General features: G+C 68.2%; 20 protein-coding genes. 13 read left to right on the forward strand and 7 right to left on the reverse strand.

Features of this window, described 5'->3' with window-relative positions:
* Window positions 1–3: 3 nt before the first annotated feature.
* Together N8A90_RS12525 and smpB are read right to left on the reverse strand one after the other, a co-directional pair.
* On the reverse strand, window positions 4–573 hold the full coding sequence (locus tag N8A90_RS12525; protein ID WP_262075230.1) for a putative colanic acid biosynthesis acetyltransferase: 570 nt from the start codon (window positions 571–573) through the stop codon (window positions 4–6).
* A gap of 22 nt (window positions 574–595) precedes the next feature.
* Complete coding sequence (smpB, locus tag N8A90_RS12530) at window positions 596–1,075, reverse strand: SsrA-binding protein SmpB (protein ID WP_262075231.1); 480 nt, start codon at window positions 1,073–1,075, stop codon at window positions 596–598.
* A 63-nt stretch (window positions 1,076–1,138) separates the two neighbouring features.
* On the opposite strand from smpB, the gene N8A90_RS12535 reads away from it, so the two are divergent.
* Both N8A90_RS12535 and N8A90_RS12540 read left to right on the forward strand, forming a co-directional pair.
* Window positions 1,139–1,585 carry a type II toxin-antitoxin system RatA family toxin gene (locus N8A90_RS12535; RefSeq protein ID WP_262075232.1) on the forward strand — a complete coding sequence of 149 codons (447 nt, stop codon included), beginning with the start codon at window positions 1,139–1,141 and terminating at the stop codon, window positions 1,583–1,585.
* On the forward strand, window positions 1,585–1,917 hold the full coding sequence (locus N8A90_RS12540) for an RnfH family protein (RefSeq protein ID WP_262075233.1): 333 nt from the start codon (window positions 1,585–1,587) through the stop codon (window positions 1,915–1,917). Before N8A90_RS12535 ends, N8A90_RS12540 begins: the two co-directional genes overlap by 1 nt.
* Window positions 1,918–1,971: 54 nt before the next feature.
* Here N8A90_RS12540 and N8A90_RS12545 read toward each other — a convergent pair whose 3' ends face one another.
* A complete protein-coding gene (locus tag N8A90_RS12545; protein WP_262075234.1) occupies window positions 1,972–2,496 on the reverse strand; it encodes a DUF4124 domain-containing protein in 525 nt (174 codons plus the stop codon).
* Window positions 2,497–2,676: 180 nt separating this feature from the next.
* Here N8A90_RS12545 and guaB point away from each other — a divergent pair, with 180 nt between their 5' ends.
* The 5 genes from guaB to N8A90_RS12570 all read left to right on the forward strand — a co-directional run bounded on the left by guaB (window position 2,677) and on the right by N8A90_RS12570 (window position 8,467).
* A complete protein-coding gene (gene guaB, locus N8A90_RS12550) occupies window positions 2,677–4,146 on the forward strand; it encodes an IMP dehydrogenase (protein ID WP_262075235.1) in 1,470 nt (489 codons plus the stop codon).
* A 78-nt stretch (window positions 4,147–4,224) separates the two neighbouring features.
* Window positions 4,225–4,473 (forward strand): type II toxin-antitoxin system Phd/YefM family antitoxin, encoded by a 249-nt coding sequence (locus tag N8A90_RS12555; RefSeq protein WP_262075236.1) that lies wholly within the window; start codon window positions 4,225–4,227, stop codon window positions 4,471–4,473.
* Window positions 4,470–4,904, forward strand: coding sequence for a type II toxin-antitoxin system VapC family toxin (locus tag N8A90_RS12560; protein ID WP_262075237.1), 435 nt, complete (start codon window positions 4,470–4,472; stop codon window positions 4,902–4,904). The genes N8A90_RS12555 and N8A90_RS12560 overlap by 4 nt, the downstream gene beginning before the upstream one ends.
* 10 nt (window positions 4,905–4,914) lie before the next feature.
* On the forward strand, window positions 4,915–6,534 hold the full coding sequence (gene guaA, locus N8A90_RS12565; RefSeq protein WP_262075238.1) for a glutamine-hydrolyzing GMP synthase: 1,620 nt from the start codon (window positions 4,915–4,917) through the stop codon (window positions 6,532–6,534).
* A 163-nt stretch (window positions 6,535–6,697) separates the two neighbouring features.
* Window positions 6,698–8,467, forward strand: coding sequence for an oleate hydratase (locus tag N8A90_RS12570; RefSeq protein WP_262075239.1), 1,770 nt, complete (start codon window positions 6,698–6,700; stop codon window positions 8,465–8,467).
* Window positions 8,468–8,575: 108 nt separating this feature from the next.
* Here the strand turns inward: N8A90_RS12570 and N8A90_RS12575 are convergent, their stop codons facing one another.
* Entirely contained in the window at window positions 8,576–9,568 is a 993-nt protein-coding gene (locus tag N8A90_RS12575; protein ID WP_262075240.1) for an NAD-dependent epimerase/dehydratase family protein, read from the reverse strand.
* A gap of 101 nt (window positions 9,569–9,669) precedes the next feature.
* Between N8A90_RS12575 and N8A90_RS12580 the strand changes: the two genes are divergently transcribed.
* Window positions 9,670–10,557, forward strand: coding sequence for a LysR family transcriptional regulator (locus N8A90_RS12580; protein ID WP_262075241.1), 888 nt, complete (start codon window positions 9,670–9,672; stop codon window positions 10,555–10,557).
* Window positions 10,558–10,582: 25 nt separating this feature from the next.
* Here the strand turns inward: N8A90_RS12580 and N8A90_RS12585 are convergent, their stop codons facing one another.
* Window positions 10,583–10,939 carry a hypothetical protein gene (locus N8A90_RS12585; protein WP_262075242.1) on the reverse strand — a complete coding sequence of 119 codons (357 nt, stop codon included), beginning with the start codon at window positions 10,937–10,939 and terminating at the stop codon, window positions 10,583–10,585.
* A gap of 55 nt (window positions 10,940–10,994) precedes the next feature.
* The gene (locus tag N8A90_RS12590; protein WP_262075243.1) at window positions 10,995–12,089 is read right to left on the reverse strand and encodes a DUF72 domain-containing protein; all 1,095 of its coding nucleotides are present in this window, start codon (window positions 12,087–12,089) and stop codon (window positions 10,995–10,997) included.
* A gap of 83 nt (window positions 12,090–12,172) precedes the next feature.
* Here N8A90_RS12590 and N8A90_RS12595 point away from each other — a divergent pair, with 83 nt between their 5' ends.
* Genes N8A90_RS12595 through N8A90_RS12605 form a run of 3 tightly spaced genes read left to right on the forward strand, consistent with a single transcriptional unit; the run spans window position 12,173 to window position 14,867 of the window.
* Complete coding sequence (locus N8A90_RS12595) at window positions 12,173–12,811, forward strand: FMN-binding negative transcriptional regulator (RefSeq protein WP_262075244.1); 639 nt, start codon at window positions 12,173–12,175, stop codon at window positions 12,809–12,811.
* Between the two features lie 50 nt (window positions 12,812–12,861).
* Complete coding sequence (tadA, locus tag N8A90_RS12600; protein WP_410087678.1) at window positions 12,862–13,926, forward strand: tRNA adenosine(34) deaminase TadA; 1,065 nt, start codon at window positions 12,862–12,864, stop codon at window positions 13,924–13,926.
* Window positions 13,923–14,867 carry an LD-carboxypeptidase gene (locus tag N8A90_RS12605; protein ID WP_262075246.1) on the forward strand — a complete coding sequence of 315 codons (945 nt, stop codon included), beginning with the start codon at window positions 13,923–13,925 and terminating at the stop codon, window positions 14,865–14,867. The genes tadA and N8A90_RS12605 overlap by 4 nt, the downstream gene beginning before the upstream one ends.
* Before the next feature lie 49 nt (window positions 14,868–14,916).
* On the opposite strand, the gene N8A90_RS12610 is transcribed toward N8A90_RS12605, so the two are convergent.
* Window positions 14,917–15,243: a hypothetical protein gene (locus tag N8A90_RS12610; protein ID WP_262075247.1), complete on the reverse strand. Its 327-nt coding sequence runs from the start codon at window positions 15,241–15,243 to the stop codon at window positions 14,917–14,919.
* Between the two features lie 326 nt (window positions 15,244–15,569).
* On the opposite strand from N8A90_RS12610, the gene N8A90_RS12615 reads away from it, so the two are divergent.
* Window positions 15,570–16,517, forward strand: a complete 948-nt coding sequence (locus tag N8A90_RS12615; protein WP_262075248.1) for an adenylate/guanylate cyclase domain-containing protein — start codon at window positions 15,570–15,572, stop codon at window positions 16,515–16,517.
* Window positions 16,518–16,594: 77 nt separating this feature from the next.
* Window positions 16,595–17,755, forward strand: a complete 1,161-nt coding sequence (locus tag N8A90_RS12620) for an MFS transporter (RefSeq protein WP_262075249.1) — start codon at window positions 16,595–16,597, stop codon at window positions 17,753–17,755.
* Window positions 17,756–17,827: the final 72 nt, after the last annotated feature.

Genomic DNA, 17,827 nt, shown 5'->3' on the forward strand with positions numbered 1-17,827 from the left:
AGCTCAGGTGCGCAGCACCCGCGTCTTGATCCGCTGGGCCGGGTTGCCGGCGTAGACGCCCCAGGGCTCGAGCGATTTGAAGGTCACGGCGCAGGCACCGAGCACGGCGCCTTCGCCCACCACGACACCGGGCCCGACGAAGGCGCCGGCGGCGATCCAGGCCCTCGCGCCGATGGTGATCGGCCGGGTCGTCAGCTGGAATACCGGCGACGTGATGTCGTGCGTGCCGGCGCACAGGTGGGCGCCCTGCGACACGAGCGCGTCCGGGCCGAGGTGGATCGGCGCCATGTTGTAGCAATTCACATGCTGGGCCAGCACCGCGCGGTCTTCCAGATGCAGATGGGGCGGGTACCAGACACGCGCGCTGCCACGCACGTCGGCGCCGACACCGAGCCTGGCGCCGAACAGCTTCAGCAGGAAGCGCCGCCACGGTTTGAGCGGCGTCGGCGTCCAGGACGCGAAGACCAGCCAGGTCAGGTTCCAGGCGCCTCGCAGCAGGCGGTTGGACAGCGAGAAGCTGGGTCCGCCTTCGCTGGGATTGCTGCGGCTGGCGTCGAGCGGTTGGATGGCCATGGTTGTCGGTCCTGTCGGCGGTTCAGCGGTTTCGGCTCTTCATGGCGCGCTCGACCTCGCGCTTGCCTTCGCGGTCCTTGATGGTGTCGCGCTTGTCGTGCTCGGCCTTGCCCTTGGCGAGCGCGATCTCGCACTTCACCTTGCCGGCCTTCCAGTGCAGGTTGAGCGGCACGAGCGTGTAGCCCTTCTGCTCGATCTTGCCGGTGAGGCGGCGGATCTGTTCCTTGTGCAGCAGCAGCTTCTTGGTGCGGATCGAATCCGGCGTGGTGTGGGTCGAGGCGCTGCGCAACGGGTTGATCTGCAGGCCCACGACGAACATCTCGCCGTCGCGGATGACCACATAGCCGTCGGTGAGCTGCACCTTGCCCTCGCGCAGCGACTTCACCTCCCAGCCCTCGAGCACGAGGCCGGCCTCGAACTTCTCCTCGAAGAAGTAGTTGTAGGCGGCCTTCTTGTTGTCGGCGATGCGGGCGGAGGAGTCTTGTTGTTTCTTGGTGGCCATGGCGATCTCAGATGGGGGCGCATGGCATCAATACAATCGAAACGCACACACCGTGTCGATTCTATGAAAACCGTCCACAAGTCCGTTCTCATCTGGTACAGCGCTGATGAGATGTACGCCCTTGTCACCGATGTGGCCAAGTACCCCGAGTTCCTGCCGTGGTGCGACCGCGCCCGCGTGATCGAGGAAGGCGAGGCGGGCATGACCGCCGAGGTCGGCCTCGCCTTCGGCGGGCTGCGCCAGCAGTTCACCACCCGCAACACGCATGTGCCGGGACGCGAGGTGCAGCTCAAGCTGGTCGAGGGGCCGTTCTCCAACCTCGATGGCCACTGGAAGTTCAACCCCGTCGGCGAAGCGGGCGAGCGCGCCTGCCGCGTGGAACTCGACCTGAGCTACGGCTTCAGCAATTTCGCGTTGCAGGCGCTCGTTGGCCCGGTGTTCGACAAGATCGCGTCCAGCCTGGTCGAGGCCTTCGTCAAACGCGCTGAACAGGTCTACGGAGCCACCTGATGGTCGCCGTCACGCTGGTCTGTGCGCCGGCGCCCCGCACCGTTTTCGAGGAAATGCTGACGCTGCCGCCGGGCACTACCCTGGAAGACGCCGTGCGTGCGAGCGGCCTGCCGGCCCGTTTCGCGGGCCTGGATTGGCGTGCGCTGACCGCGGGCATCTGGGGCCGTGCCGCCGGATGGGATCAGGTGCTGGCCGAAGGCGATCGGGTCGAACTGTGCCGCGCGCTGCTGGTCGATCCGAAGGTCGCGCGGCGCGAGCGCTTCAAGCAGCAGGGCCGCAAGGGCACGGGGCTGTTCGCGCGGCAGCGCGAGGGCGGCAAGGCCGGGTACTGAGGCAAGAGGGTACGGTGAAGCGTCGCAGCCCGGCTCGGAGCGCCGGGCGCACCGTCATTTGCAGTCGCTGTCGATGATGCTCTGCAGGCGCTGCTGCTCGACGGCGCGCGCCTTGTCGTCCATCACCTCCCGCTCGCCCTGGGCATTGAGCCGTGCCACGCGGATGCCGCTGTCGAAGGTGGCCTTGCCCTGGCGGGCCCGGTTGCAGTTGTCGGCCTTGGCCTTCGCGACCTTCTGCGCTTCCGCGGCCTGCTTGGCTTTCTCGGCCTCTTCGGCCTTGCGCGTCTTCTCTTCGAGTTCCTTGTCGACGCCGGTCGGTCGGGCGCCACTGGCCGCGCCGACGGGCGGACGGGCCGGTTCGGAACCCGCCACGGCCGGCTCTGCAGGGGCGGGCGCGAAGGCAGGACGTGCACTCGGCGAGCCGGGGCGCCGCACGATGTTCTTCTCGGGCACGTCGGTGGGCGGGGCCTGATCGCTGAAGACCTTCTTGCCGTCCTTGTCGACCCATTGCCACTGCGCGCTCGCGGCCAGCGGCAGCACGCACACACCCCACAGCATCAGCAAGCGCACGAAGTTCATGCGGGCAGTTTAGCGCTCCCTTACGTTTTGCAATATGTTTGGGCCGCCGCGGGCCGGATGACAGTTGGTATTCGGGCACAGTCCGCGGCGGAACGCGGGGCCGTACGGAAGAGGGCAACCCGGCGTCGCGCCGCGACCGCGGGCAAGCCTCGTTACAATCCGTCTTTTGGAGCCTTCCCCATGCGCCTTCTCGGCAAAGCGCTCACCTTCGACGATGTGTTGCTGGTGCCAGCGTTCTCCCAGGTCCTGCCCAAGGACACCTCCCTCTCCACCCAGTTTTCCCGCAACATCTCGCTGAACCTGCCGCTGGTTTCCGCGGCGATGGACACCGTGACCGAGGCCCGCCTCGCGATCGCGATCGCGCAGGAAGGCGGCATGGGCATCGTGCACAAGAACCTCACGGCGCAGCAGCAGGCGGCCGAGGTGTCCAAGGTCAAGCGCTACGAATCCGGCGTGCTGCGCGACCCGGTGGTCATCACCCCCACGCACACGGTGCGCGAGGTGATGGCACTGTCGGAGCAACTCGGCATCTCCGGCTTCCCGGTGGTCGACGCCGGCAAGGTGGTCGGCATCGTGACCGGCCGCGACCTGCGCTTCGAGACCCGCTACAACGCGCCCGTCAGCGAGATCATGACGCCGCGCGACAAGCTCATCACCGTGCCCGACGGCACGACGCTGGCCGACGCCAAGGCGCTGCTCAACAAGTACAAGCTCGAACGCCTGCTGGTGATCGACGGCGCCTTCGAGCTCAAGGGCCTGATCACGGTGAAGGACATCACCAAGCAGACCACCTTCCCGAACGCGGCGCGCGACCCGAACGGCCGGCTGCGCGTGGGCGCGGCGGTGGGCGTGGGCGAGGGCACCGAAGAGCGCGTCGAAGCGCTGGTGCGCGCCGGCGTCGACGCCATCGTGGTCGACACGGCGCACGGCCACAGCAAGGGCGTGATCGACCGCGTGCGCTGGGTCAAGCAGAACTACCCGCAGGTCGACGTGATCGGCGGCAACATCGCCACCGGCGACGCCGCGCGCGCGCTGGCCGATGCCGGTGCCGATGCGGTCAAGGTCGGCATCGGCCCGGGCTCCATCTGCACCACCCGCATCGTGGCCGGCGTGGGCGTGCCGCAGATCATGGCGGTCGACAGCGTCGCCACCGCGCTGCAGGGCACCGGCGTGCCGCTCATCTCCGATGGCGGCGTGCGCTACTCGGGCGACATCGCCAAGGCCATCGCCGCCGGCGCCAGCACCGTCATGATGGGCAGCATGTTCGCCGGCACCGAAGAGGCGCCGGGCGAAATCGTGCTGTACCAGGGCCGCAGCTACAAGAGCTACCGCGGCATGGGCTCCATCGGCGCGATGCAGCAGGGCAGCGCCGACCGCTACTTCCAGGAGTCGAGCACCGGCAACCCCAACACCGACAAGCTGGTGCCCGAAGGCATCGAAGGCCGGGTGCCGTACAAGGGCTCGATCGTCTCGATCATCTACCAGATGGCCGGTGGCGTTCGCGCCAGCATGGGCTACTGTGGTTGCCCCACCATCGAGGACATGAAGAACAAGGCCGAGTTCGTGGAGATCACGACGGCCGGCATCCGCGAGAGCCATGTGCACGACGTGCAGATCACGAAGGAAGCGCCGAACTACCGCGCCGAGTGACCCTGATTCTGGCCCGACTTTTCGAGTCGGGCCAGATCGTGGTTAAAATTCGGGCCAGACTTTTCAATTCTGGCCCCCATGCAATCCATCGGCATCGCTGAAGCCAAGAACAACTTCTCGGCCCTGATCGACCTGGTCGAGAAGGGGGAGGAGGTTCGCATCACGCGCCACGGCAAAGAGGTGGTGCGGATGCTGCCGGTGCGCCGCAAGCCAGTCATTACCGACGAGCAGATCGAGCGCGAACTGCGGCAGATCGACGCGCTGCATGCATCGATCCGCCCCGGGCCTGCCGTGCGCGCCCTGCGCGAAGAAGGGCAGCAGGCATGACCGCCTTCGTGATGGACGCCTCGGTCACCGCCGCGTGGCTGCTGCCCGACCACGCCAACGCGCACACCCGCAAGCTCTACGCCGCCATCCGCCGCGACGAGGTCGAGCCGCAGGCGCCCAACGCCTGGCAGTGGGAATGTGCCAACATCCTCGCCAACGGCGTGCGCAGCGGCCGCATTCCGTCGTCCGCGATCGAAGGGCTGTGGAGCGTGCTTGATGCCATCCGCCACCGGGTCGAACTGCACGAGCTCGCCCCCGCCCAGCACAAGGCCGTACTGGCCGTCGCCATCGATGCCGGCGTGTCGCTCTACGACGCCGGCTACCTCTGGCTGGCCCGCTCGCTCGACCTCCCGCTCGCCACCCTCGACGAGCAACTCATCCAGGCTGCGCCCTCCGCGGGCGTGAAGCTGTTCGACATTTCAACGCTCTGAGTCCATGCCCATGCAACACGACAAGATCCTCATCCTCGATTTCGGCTCGCAAGTCACCCAGCTGATCGCACGCCGCGTGCGCGAGGCGCATGTGCTGAGCGAGGTGCATCCCTGCGACGTGACCGACGACTGGGTGCGCGCGTACGCCGCCGACGGGCACCTCAAGGGCGTGATCCTGTCCGGCAGCCATGCCAGCGTCTACGAGGACACCACCGACAAGTGCCCGCAGGCCGTGTTCGACCTCGGTGTGCCGGTGCTGGGCATCTGCTACGGCATGCAGGCCATGGCGCACCAGCTCGGCGGCAAGGTCGAGAGTGGCCACCAGCGCGAGTTCGGCTTTGCCGCCGTGCGCGCCCACGGCCACACCGCGCTGCTCAAGGACATCGCCGACTTCACCACGCCCGAAGGCCACGGCATGCTCAACGTGTGGATGAGCCACGGCGACAAGGTCACCGAGCTGCCGCCCGGCTTCAAGCTGATGGCCAGCACCGACAGCTGCCCCATCGCCGGCATGGCCGACGAGGCGCGCCGCTACTACGCGGTGCAGTTCCACCCCGAGGTCACGCACACCGTGCAGGGCAAGGCGATCCTCGAGCGCTTCGTGCTCGGCATCTGCGAGGCCAAGCCCGACTGGGTCATGCGCGACCACATCGCCGAGGCGGTGCAGAAGATCCGCGCGCAGGTGGGCGACGAGGAGGTCATCCTCGGCCTCTCCGGCGGTGTCGACTCGTCGGTGGCCGCTGCGTTGATCCACCGCGCCATCGGCGACCAGCTGACCTGCGTCTTCGTCGACCACGGCCTGCTGCGACTGAACGAGGGCGACCTGGTCATGGAGATGTTCGAGGGCAAGCTCCATGCGAAGGTGATTCGCGTCGACGCCAGCGACCTGTTCCTCGGCAAGCTCGCCGGCGTGAGCGACCCCGAAGCCAAGCGCAAGATCATCGGCGGCGAGTTCGTCACCGTGTTCAAGCAGGAGGCCGCCAAGCTCAAGGCCGGCGATGGGGGCCACAAGGGCGCGACCTTCCTGGCGCAGGGCACCATCTACCCGGACGTCATCGAGTCGGGCGGCGCCAAGAGCAAGAAGGCCGTGACGATCAAGAGCCACCACAACGTGGGCGGACTGCCGGAGCAACTGGGCCTGAAGCTGCTCGAGCCGCTGCGCGACCTGTTCAAGGACGAGGTCCGCGAGCTCGGTGTGGCACTCGGCCTGCCGCCCGAGATGGTCTACCGCCACCCGTTCCCCGGCCCGGGCCTGGGCGTGCGCATCCTCGGCGAAGTGAAGAAGGAATACGCCGACCTGCTGCGCCGCGCCGACGCGATCTTCATCGAGGAACTGCGCAACTTCGTCGACCCGGAAACCGGCAAGACCTGGTACGACCTCACCAGCCAGGCCTTCACCGTGTTCCTGCCGGTCAAGAGCGTCGGTGTGATGGGCGACGGCCGCACCTACGACTACGTGGTGGCGCTGCGCGCCGTGCAGACCAGCGACTTCATGACCGCCGACTGGGCCGAGCTGCCGTATGCGCTGCTCAAGAAGGTGTCGGGCCGCATCATCAACGAGGTGCGCGGCATCAACCGCGTGACCTACGACGTGTCGAGCAAGCCGCCAGCGACGATCGAGTGGGAATGATTGGCCGGCACCCGGCGCGGACGGCAAGGCCGAAACTGCGCCGGGCCACCTGAAAGCGAACTACATTGACCAGGGCAAGCTCGGCGCCGCCTCTGGCGAGGGCTTCTACGTCTGCGAACCACCGGTCGCCTGACCCGGAAACAACCCAAAGAAGGAGCTAGCCATGCGCTACAGCAGCGGAAATTACGAAGCATTCGTTCGTCCCCGCAAACCTGAGGGCGCCGACAGGAAGACGGCGTGGTTCGTCGGATCGGGCCTCGCCGGGCTTGCTGGCGCGGCCTTCCTGATCCGGGATGGCGGCGTGGCGGGCGAACGCATCACCATCCTCGAAGAGTTGGCCATTCCAGGCGGCGCACTCGATGGTCTCGATGTCCCTGAAAAGGGATTCGTCATCCGCGGCGGGCGCGAGATGGAGTCGCATTTCGAATGTCTCTGGGATCTCTACCGCTCGATCCCGTCGCGGGAGATCGAAGACGCGAGCGTCCTGGACGAGTTCTACCGGCTCGACAGAGATGATCCGAACGTCTCGCTGCAGCGCGTGACGCAGAACCAGGGCCAAGACGTGCCCGACAAGGCCCTGCTGACGCTGAACGACAAGGCCCAGAAGGACTTGCTCTCGGTCTTCCTCGCGACCCGGGAGGAGATGGAAAACAAGCGCATCAACGAGGTCTTCGGCGAGGATTTCCTCAAGAGCAACTTCTGGCTCTACTGGCGCACCATGTTCGCCTTCGAGGAGTGGCATTCGGCGCTCGAGATGAAGCTGTATCTGCATCGCTTCATCCACCACATCGGCGGCCTGGCGGACTTCTCTTCGCTCAAGTTCAATCGCTACAACCAATATGAATCGATGGCCCTGCCGCTGGTGAAGTGGCTGCAGGACCGCGGCGTCAAGTTCCGCTATGGCGTCGAGGTCACCGATGTCGATTTCGACATCCAGGCCGGGCGCAAGCAGGCGACACGGATCCACTGGAGCGAGAAGGGCGTCGAAGGCGGTGTCGACCTCGGGCCGGACGATCTCGTCTTCATCACCATCGGCTCGCTGACCGAGAACTCGGACAACGGCGATCACCATACCCCGGCCCGGTTGAAGGAAGGGCCGGCGCCGGCCTGGGACCTGTGGCGCCGCATCGCCGCCAAGGACCCCACCTTCGGCCGTCCGGACGTGTTCGGCGCGCACATCCCGGAGACCAAGTGGGCGTCGGCGACGATCACCACGTTGGACCCTCGCATTCCGAAATACATCGAGAAGATCGCCAAGCGCGATCCATTCAGCGGCAAGGTGGTGACGGCCGGTATCGTCACCGTCAAGGATTCGAGCTGGCTGTTGAGCTGGACCGTGAGTCGGCAGCCGCATTTCAAGAAACAACCGAAGGACCAGATCGTCGCTTGGTTCTACGCGCTGTTCGTGGATAGGCCTGGCGATTATGTGAAGAAGCCGATGCAGGACTGCACCGGCGAGGAGATCACCCAGGAATGGCTCTATCACATGGGCGTTCCGGTCGAGGACATTCCGGAACTGGCCGCGACGGGCGCGAAGGCCGTGCCGGTGATGATGCCGTACATCACCGCCTTCTTCATGCCGCGCCAGGCCGGCGACCGGCCCGACGTGGTCCCCGAGGGTGCCGTCAACTTCGCCTTCATCGGCCAGTTCGCCGAGTCCAGGCAGCGCGACTGCATCTTCACCACCGAGTATTCGGTCCGCACCCCGATGGAGGCCGTCTACACCTTGCTCGATGTCGAGCGTGGCGTGCCGGAGGTGTTCAACTCGACCTACGACATCCGCACGCTGCTTGCCGCGATCGGGCCGCTGAGGGACGGAAAGGGAATCGACATTCCCGTGCCGGCCTTCCTGCGCAATCTGCTGATGCGCAGGCTGGACAAGACCCAGATCGGCGCGCTGCTGCACGAGTTCAAGCTGGTCAGCGAAGACTGACGACACCACGCCCACCAGCGTGGCGGGCAAGGACCGGAGGCTCCATGCATTCTGCCCAGCTTGAACTGGATGCCAGCAACCTGCACAAACTGGCACGTCGGCTGGGCATCAAGGCGCCGTCGGCGGCAGGCAGCCGAGTCCGCGCAGCGTGAGCTCGATCGCCTCGTCCAGCGGCGTATGCGGCTCGGCGCCGAGTGCGCGCGCAAGGCGGGCGCCGTCCAGCCGCACGGGCTGCTGCCAGAGGTAGCGCATCTCCAGCAGTTCGCGCAGCGTGGGCACGAAGGGCGCCGCGAGACGGACCAGCGCCCACGGAAAGGCGGCGGTCGCGGTGGTCAGGCCATGGCGCGCCGCGACGCGGCCGATGGCGGCGGCCATCTGCGTGCCGTCGGCATCCCAATGGCCGGCCATGTGAAAGGCCGCGAAGGGCGGCAGGGCGCTGCGCCGCGCCAGCAGTTCGACCATCGTGCGAGCCACGTCGGGCAGGTATGACCACGCATGCCCCACGCCGGCGTCGCCGGGCAGCCGGATCGTCTTCACCGGACGGCCGGGTTTGACCAGGCCCTGCGAGAACCAGCTGCTGCCGGCTCGCGGACCGAAGAAATCGCCTGCGCGAACCACGATGGCCCGCGCGCCCTGCGCGGTGGCACCATGGATCCGCCGCTCCAGCTCGACGCGAATCGCCCCCTTGCGTGTCTGCGGATGCTGCGGCGCGTCTTCCTGCAGCAGCGGGAAGGCGTCCGGGCCGTAGTTGTAGACGGTGCCGGGCAGCATGATGGTGGCTTGTTCGGCGACGGCCGCCGCGATGGTGTTGTCGATCATCGGCAGCACCAGTTCGGCCCAGCGCCGGTAGCCGGGCGGATTCACCGCATGGACGATCACGGTGCAGCCCTGCGCGGCGCGCCGCACGTCGTCGCGGTTCATCGCATCGCCGCGCAGCCAGGTGATGCCGTCGCGTCGTTCGACCGGGCTGGCCAGTCCGCGCTGCAACGCCTGCACCCGCCAGCCGCTGTCGCGCAGCTGCCGCGCGACCTCGCCGCCGATGCCGCCGGTGGCGCCCAGGACCAAGGCGGCGCCGGAGCAGGAGATGTCGAGGGGTTGCATGCGCTGTTTCCTGAATGTGAGGGGAGGGAATGCGCCGATTCTGGCGACCCGTCACCCGGAAAGAAATTGCCTAAATAAGCGTAGCGGCTATACATTCATGTATGACCAAAAGCATCGGATGGGAGCTGTACCGCAGCTTCCTTGCCGTTCTCGCCGAAGGCTCGCTCTCGGGGGCCGCGCGGGCGCTCGGGTTGACGCAGCCCACGGTGGGGCGGCACGTTTCGGCCCTGGAGGCCGCCTTGGGCCAGGCCCTCTTCACACGGTCGCAGACCGGCCTGCTCGCGACGGAGGCGGCCCTGTCGCTCAGCGCCTATGCCGAAGCCATGCAGCGCAGCGCGGCGGCGTTGGAGCGGGCGGCCATCGGTGCGGGCGAGGGCGTGTCAGGCACGGTCCGGATCTCCGCCAGCGAAGTCATCGCCGTCCATGTGCTGCCGCCGGCGCTGGCGCGCCTGAGGAAGGCGCATCCGGGTCTGCGGCTCGAACTGGTGGCGACCAACCGCGTGCAGGACCTGCTCCAGCGCGAGGTCGACATCGCCATCCGGATGACGCCGCCGACCCAGGAAGCGCTGATCGCGCGGCGCGTCGGCGATGTGGCGCTGGGCCTCTTTGCCCGCGACGACTACCTCGCAGAACACGGAACACCCCAGCGGCTGGCCGATCTGTCGCGGCACGCGCTGATCGGCTTCGATGCGGAGACACCCTTCCTGCGCGCGGCAAGGCAGAAGTTTCCCGCCTGGGCCCGCGAAGCCTTTTCGCTGCGCAGCGACAGCGATCTGGCCCAGTGGGCGCTGGTCCAGGCCGGCTGCGGCATCGGGATCGGTCAGGCCGCCCTGGCGGCGCGAGACAGCCGGCTGGTGCGCGTGCTGGCCAGCGAATGCACCTTCGCACTCGAGACCTGGGTCACGATGCATGAAGACCTGCGCGGCAGCCCGCGGTGCAAGGCGGTGTTCGATGCGTTGGTCGACTGGCTTCGGGCGTACACCGGCTGAATCGCCGGCCCCCCCTACGGCACCCCTACAGCAGGGGAGCGAGCTGGGGGAGGCGTCGACTGGCCCACAGGTTCACCAGGGCGTCGAGTTCGCTCGCGTAAATGCCGGTCGAGCGCTCGGTGCGCCCGTCCGCATCGGGGACACGGCTGTCCAGGCACGCGTGCCACAGCGACTTGCGCAGCTGCCGGTACTGTCCGAGGCATTCGTAGCCGTAGGGGGCCGAGGCCGAGAGCGCACATCGGCGGATCAGCAGGCCGCTGGTGTGCGCATAGGCCAGCCCCTTGGTCGACACCAGCAGGAAGGCGCCATCGTCCTGAATCACACGCTCGCGCGGTATATCGGACGTGAGCTCGGGGATGGAGGATGGCTTCTGCTTGGACATGACTCCAGGTATATCGGCAGCATCGCGGCAGGCTGAAGGACACTGGCCATGACCGCTATGCGTCCGGCCCGGCCTCGGCGCAGAAGGCCGGGCGGCCGGACGGCCTGTGCAACTGTTCGGCCAGCGCCTGCACGCTCAGCGGCGCCGAGCCTTCGGCCTTGTTGCTGATCGTGACGTACACGTTCTGCCCGGCGCCCGCGGTGCCGGCGATCACGCGGGCCAGGGCCGTGCGGGTGTCGATGTCGGGATGGACCATCTTGTCGAACGGCGCATACAGCGCCTCGGCATCTTCGTAGCCGTAGGCGCCGTGTCGGCGATTCACGTTCCAGCGGCAGACCAGCGGCCCCGGCCAGAGGGCGCGCAGCATCGGCAGCTGTTCGGCGATGGGCGGCAGCTTGGGGTGCAGGCCGAGGCAGTAGGTGGCGCCGGCGTCGCGCAGAAGATCGGCGAGCGCCGGGGTGAGCAGTTCGGGGTCGCGCACCTCCACCGCGATCACGCCGTCCGGCGCATCGGGGCGCAGCGCGGGCAGGGCGCGCAGCATCGCTGCCAGGCGCTCGAACAGCTCCGCACGGCGCGCCAGCAAGGGCAGCGGCAGCGGGCTGAGCTGGAACACCAGCGCACCGACCTTGGCGCCCAGGCCGTCGAGCGCCGGCCGGACGAATTCGTGCACCGCGAGTTCGGGATTCAGGAAGGCCGGATTCGGCTGCCGGCCGCGGCCTTCCTCGCCGCGCACCAACGCATCGGTCACCAGGCTCGGCGCCTTGACCACGAAGCGGAAATCGGGCGGCACCAGGGCCGCCAGCCGCGCGTACTGGATCGCGCTGAGTGGGCGGTAGAAGGCACGGTCGACGCAGACGGTGCGCAGCAGCGGGTGGCGGGCATAGGCCGTGAGCCCGTCCTTGGCCAGCCGTGATTCGGCATAGGTGCCGTCCCAGACGATGCCGGCCCAGCCGGGATACGACCAGGTCGAGGTGCCCAGCCGGACGTGGCGCGGCAGGGCGTCCGCCATGGCTTGCAGCGCGGGGGCGACCGGCTGGGCGGCAATGGCACCCCCGCGTGCGGCGCGGGGCGCCGGTGTGGCGGCCGATGCTGTGGCCGGCGACGGCGCATCGGCCTCGTCGGGGAGATCGGGAAAGAGCGAATCCTGCATGTCGAAGCGATGAATGCCGCATTCTCGCTGCGGGCCCCGATGCGCTCGCGGACAATGGGCGCACCGCACGGGAACACGCCACCATGTACATGCCGCCACAGTTCAATGCCAAGGACCGCGCCCATGCGCTGCGGCTTTTGCGCGAACATCCGTTCGCCAGCCTGATCTCGAACGACGACGAAGGCCTGCCCTTCGTCTCGCACCTGCCGGTGGTGGTGGACGATCCGGACGCCGACGAACTGGTGCTGCTCGCCCATTGCGCCAAGCCCAATCCGCATTGGCGGTACCTGCGTGACCGTTCGACGGCGGTGCTCACCGTGATGGGGCCGCATGCGTACCTGTCGCCGTCGGTCTATCCGGACCTGGCGCGGGTCCCGACCTGGAACTACCTGGCGGTGCACTGCACGGTCGAGGCCACGCTGGTCGAGACGCCCGTCGAGAAAGACCAGCTCCTCAAGCGGCTGATCGGCGACCACGAGCCGGCGTATGCGCAGCAATGGCGCGACCTGGGCGACGACTTCCAGCAGAAGATGCTGGCCGGGATGGTCGGTTTCACGCTGCGCGTCACGGCGCTGCAGTGCAAGCTGAAGCTCAACCAGCACCGCCCGGAAGCGCACGCGGCCATGCATGCGCAGTACCGCGAAGGTTCGCCCGACGAACAGGCGCTGGCCCAGTGGATGGAGCGCCTGGGCATGGCGATGCACGCGCCGGAGGGCCCTTGAAACTGCGGGTACTGGGTGCGGCACCGGTTGCGCCGGACGACGCGCACTGGATGGCCCTGGCCCTGGCCGAAGCGCGCGCCGCGGGCGCGGCCGGCGAAGTGCCCGTGGGCGCCGTGCTGATCCGCAACGGCGAACTGGTCGCCACCGGCCGCAACGCACCTGTGGCATCGCACGACCCCAGCGCCCATGCCGAGATCGCCGCCCTGCGCGCTGGCGCGGCGGCCCTCGGCAACTACCGGCTGGATGGCTGCGAACTGTTCGTGACGCTCGAGCCCTGCGCGATGTGCGCCGGCGCCATCCTGCATGCGCGGCTGGCGCGCGTGGTGTATGGCGCGGCCGACCTGAAGACCGGGGCGGCGGGCTCGGTCGTCGACCTGTTCGCGCAGCCGCGGCTCAACCACCGTACCGTCGTGCAGCGCGGCGTGCTGGCCGACGAGTGCGCGCAGTTGCTGCAGTCCTTTTTTCAGGATCGGCGCGTGGCGGCGCGCGAGTCCGCGCAGCCGCTGCGCGACGATGCGTTGCGCACGCCCGAGGCGAGCTTCGCGCAGATGGCCCCGCCGGAGCGCTTCGCGGCCCGTTACGTCAGCGACCTGCCGGCGCTCGGCGGCTGGCGCATGCACTACCTCGACGAGGGGCCGCCGGCCTCATCGCCGACCGTGCTGTGCCTGCACGGGCCGGGGCAGTGGAGCCACGGATTCCGTCATCTGGTCGCGCAGCCCGGCGTCCGTTGGCTCGCCCCGGACCTCGTCGGCTGCGGCCGAAGCGACAAGCCCAAGCGTGATGCCGTGCACCGGTGGACATGGCACCGCGACGTGCTGCTGGCGTGGCTCGATCGCTGCGCCCCAGCCAGCCCGGTGCTGCTGGCGCCCGCGCCGGGCGCCGAGCCGCTCGCGGCGCTGCTCGAGGCCGCGGCGCCCGGGCGCTTCGTCGGAACGCTTGCGGTGCCCGACGCCTTCGACGGTTCGATGGACGGCGCATGGCGCGCACCGTTCCCCGATCGCGGCTACGAGGCGGCCCTGCGCGCGCTCGGCGCCGCGCCGCCGCGTTCGTCGGGCCCCGATGCCGCGCAAGCCGCGCAATGGCTCGACAGGGCAATGGGATACTTCCCGGCGTGAGCAAACATATCTACATCTATTCCCCGTCCAGCGCCGTGCGGGACAAGGCCGCCTTCCGGCGCGGCGTGAAGCGGCTTCAGGCCCTCGGCCATACCGTCGAGATCGACGAGGCCGCGCTCTCCAGCCACCAGCGTTTCGCCGGCGACGACGACACGCGTCTGGCGGCCATCGGCCGTGCGGCCGCCAGCGGCGCGCAGATCGCCCTGATCTCGCGCGGCGGCTACGGCCTGACCCGCATCCTGGATGCGATTCCCTACAAGGCCGTGGCCAAGGCCGTGTCGCGCGGCACGGAATTCGTGGGCCTGAGCGACTTCACCGCCTTCCAGAACGCGCTGCTCGCCAAGACCGGCGCGGTGAGCTGGGCCGGCCCCGCGGTCGGCGAGGACTTCGGCGCGGCCGACGGGCCGGACGACATCATGGAAGCCTGCTTCGAGGACCTGATCGACGGCCAGGGCGAAGGCACCGGCTGGCGCCTGCCGGCGCGTGACGGCGAGGCGCCGGTGCTGCGGCACGTTCGTGAGGCGGTGCTGTGGGGCGGCAACCTGTCCGTGCTGGTGAGCCTGCTGGGCACGCCGTACTTTCCGGCGGTGGACAAGGGGGTTCTCTTCCTCGAGGATGTTCACGAGCACCCCTACCGCCTCGAGCGCATGCTCGATCAGCTTCGGCATGCGGGCGTGCTGGCGCGTCAGCGCGCCGTGGTGCTGGGTCAGTTCACGTCCTTCAAGAAGGTGCCGCACGACCGGGGCTTCAGCCTCCGCACGGTGGTCGACCGGTTGCGCAGCCAGTTGAAGGTGCCGGTCCTGACCGGGCTTCCCTTCGGTCATGTGCCGACCAAGGTGCTGCTGCCGGTGGGCGCGAAGGTCGAAATGGCGCTCGACGGGCGCGACGTATTCATGGTGTGGGGGCACCGTCACGCGCACCACGGCCATCACCACAGCTGACAACCCGCACGAGGAGGCGGGCAGGGCGGCCCGCGCGGGAGGGGCTGTTTCAGGCCGTGAAGCGGTGGACGCGTGGGCCCATCGTTTGCGGCAGACCACCCTTGAACAGGCTGTTGATGCGGCGCATCTGGCGTCGCGCCGACGGCTCGCCGTCGATTTCGGCGAGGGTGGTCAGCACGTCCTGACGCAGGTACCAGAGTGCTTCGAGGTCGTCAGCGAAACGAACGCGTTGGGTGACGCGATGCACGGTATTCCCGGGCCGAGCCTCGAGCAACGACAGCATCGTCGTTCGGATCTCGACCAGCTGACGATCGGTCGACCGGCGAAAACCGAGACCCGAAAACGGCAGGAGACGAAGAAGACTGCTGGGAAACATGGAGCAAAGGCGGTGTGCCTGGAGCCATCGATGGTTATGACGTTATAGGCAGGCCATGTCAGCCACAAGTGAAGAAACAATTAAACATGTTTTAAAACAACATACTTCACGCTTTTGCTCAAGTCGGTTCTCGAAATGAATACCTCCGTCTTATCATCGCTTTGAAGTCTCCCGGCCCACCTCCCCGCGCCTGCGCAGACGCTGTCGGCCGTTGGCCAAGTCGGCAGGCCGGTGTGCGATCCAAGGAGAAAGATCACCCGTCATCACGATGGAAAGCAATTGCTTTGCCATAATCAATCAGCGATTGCTACGAAAAACTGCACAACATGGGCGCCAATTCAACGGTCGTTTTCGCGGACTTGACGGGAAGCACTCGGGTTTTCGAGGCAATGGGGAATGCTCGCGCGACGGACACCGTCACGCGCCTGACCCAGTGGATCGGCGGCGTGTGCGAGGCGCACGGCGGCCGGGTCGTCAAGATGCTGGGCGACGGCGTCCTGGCGATTTTCCCGGCTGGCGACATCGCAACGGCCGCCGTTCTCGAATTGCAGCGCAACCACCAGAAGCGCCTCCAGGCCTGGCCGGCAAGCTTGCGCATGGACCTTCAGATCGGCGTGGCGAGCGGCGACGTGCTGGAAGTGGACGGTGATTGCTACGGTGATGCCGTCAACCTCGCATCGCGCCTGAGCGACCTGGCCGGCCCCGGGCAGATCTGGGTCACCGAATCGGTGGTCGAGCAATTGAAGGAGGGCGAGGTGCGGCACCGCAACCTCGGTCCGATTACCATCCGCGGCAAGAATGAAACGCCCATCGTGCACCGCATCGATTGGCAGGAGGAGATGTCGGAGTTTCTCACGATGCCGGCCACCTTGGCTCAGACGAACCGGGCGGTGGATTCGTCCTTCGGACAGATCGAACTGTCCTGGCTCGACGTGCGCGCCCTGTTCAGCGCCGCAGACCTGCCCATTCATCTGGGCCGCGTGGACGAGGCGCAGTTCGTGGTGAACGATCCGCGCGTCTCCCGCCTGCACGCGCGCATCGAGGCGCGGCAGGGCAGTTGCGTGCTGGTGGACGTCAGCACCTATGGGACCTGGGTCCGCTTCCACGGCAGCGCGGGTGTCAGCGGCGAGATCGCCTTGCGGCGTGACGAATGCGTGCTGCACGGCAGCGGCGAGATCGGCCTGGGAGCACCGCTGAGCGACTTCAGCGCACCCACCATTGCGTTCAAGACGACCGGCGGCGATCTGCTGCTGGCGCGGCGCGACGCCCGCTGACGACCCGACCGCGACGGCGCGGCGCAGGAGCCGCGACCAGCCGCGCCATTTAGAGCCCGCGGCCCACCATGCCTGACATGCCTCCGTCTACCGCAACGGCTTCTCCTCCCGCCATCGCGGCCGCCGACCGTGACTCGCGCCACGCCGCCATCGCACTCGGCGCCACGCTCCCCGGCGACACCGTGCTCTACCTGCTGCTACCGATGTACGGTGCGGTCTTCGGCGTCACACTGGCGGAAACCGGACTGTTGCTCGCGGCCAATCGGCTGGTGCGCATCGCCGGCTATGGCTGGGTGGCGCGCTTCTATGCCCGTCACGGCGACCGGCCGACCTGCACCCTGGCCGTGGTCGCCGCTGCATTCTGCGCACTCGGCTACGCCACGCTCTCGGGATTCTGGGCACTGCTACCGCTGCGACTCGTGTGGGGCCTGTGTTTCGCCGCGCTGAATCTGGCCACGCAGGCGCTTGCAACGGCGGAGCCGAGGGGGGCGGCGCTGCGTTCGGGGCGCTCGCGCGCCTTCATCGCCCTCGGGCCCGTGCTCGCCTTGCCCGCCGGGGCGGTGCTCGCCCAAGCCGCCGGGCCGCGGCCGATCTTTGCCCTGTTGGCCATCGTCGCGCTGGGCGGACTGTTCGCCGCGCGCCGGCTGCCCAGCGTGCCGCATCCGACGCTCGGGCAGTCGCGCCCGCGTCCGCGTCGCCCCAATGCCCTGGACACGTGGTCCTTTCTCGAGGGCTTCACGCTCGATGGCCTGTTCATCATCGGTCTGTCTTTCCTCGGCAAGGATCTGCAGGCAGGCGGCGCCGTGGTGGTGGCCGGCGTGCTGCTGGCGATGCGCTACGGCGCGGAGATCGTGCTGAGCCCGCTGGGTGGCCGGATGGCGCAACGCTGGGGGGCCGAACGGCTGCTGGTCGTGCTGTCGCTGGTCACCGCCATCGCGCTGCTGGGGTTCGGCGCCGGCTGGCTCTGGAGCTGTGCGGCAGCGATCGTGGTGCTGCGCGCCCTGCAACTGCCCTTGCTCGCCCCCATCGTGGCGCATCGCCATCCGGGACCTGGCCGCGTCCAGGCGCTGGCCGCCCGCTCGGTGTGGCGCGACATCGGCGCCGGCGCCGGCCCGCTGGTGGCCGGGCTCGTGCTGCCGATGGTGGCGCCGCTGTGGGTGTACGGCGCGGCCGCGCTGCTGCTCGCGCTGGCGGCGCTGGCTTGCGGGCGCGGGGCTGCGCCCGGGCCAGTGCGCTGAGAAGCGCCACCGGGGCCATCTGTCAGCGGGGGGCACCCCATAGCAGCACGTGCAGACGCTGTACTGTGACCA

It is taken from the genome of Variovorax sp. N23, assembly GCF_025486315.1.
GTDB lineage: Bacteria > Pseudomonadota > Gammaproteobacteria > Burkholderiales > Burkholderiaceae_C > Variovorax.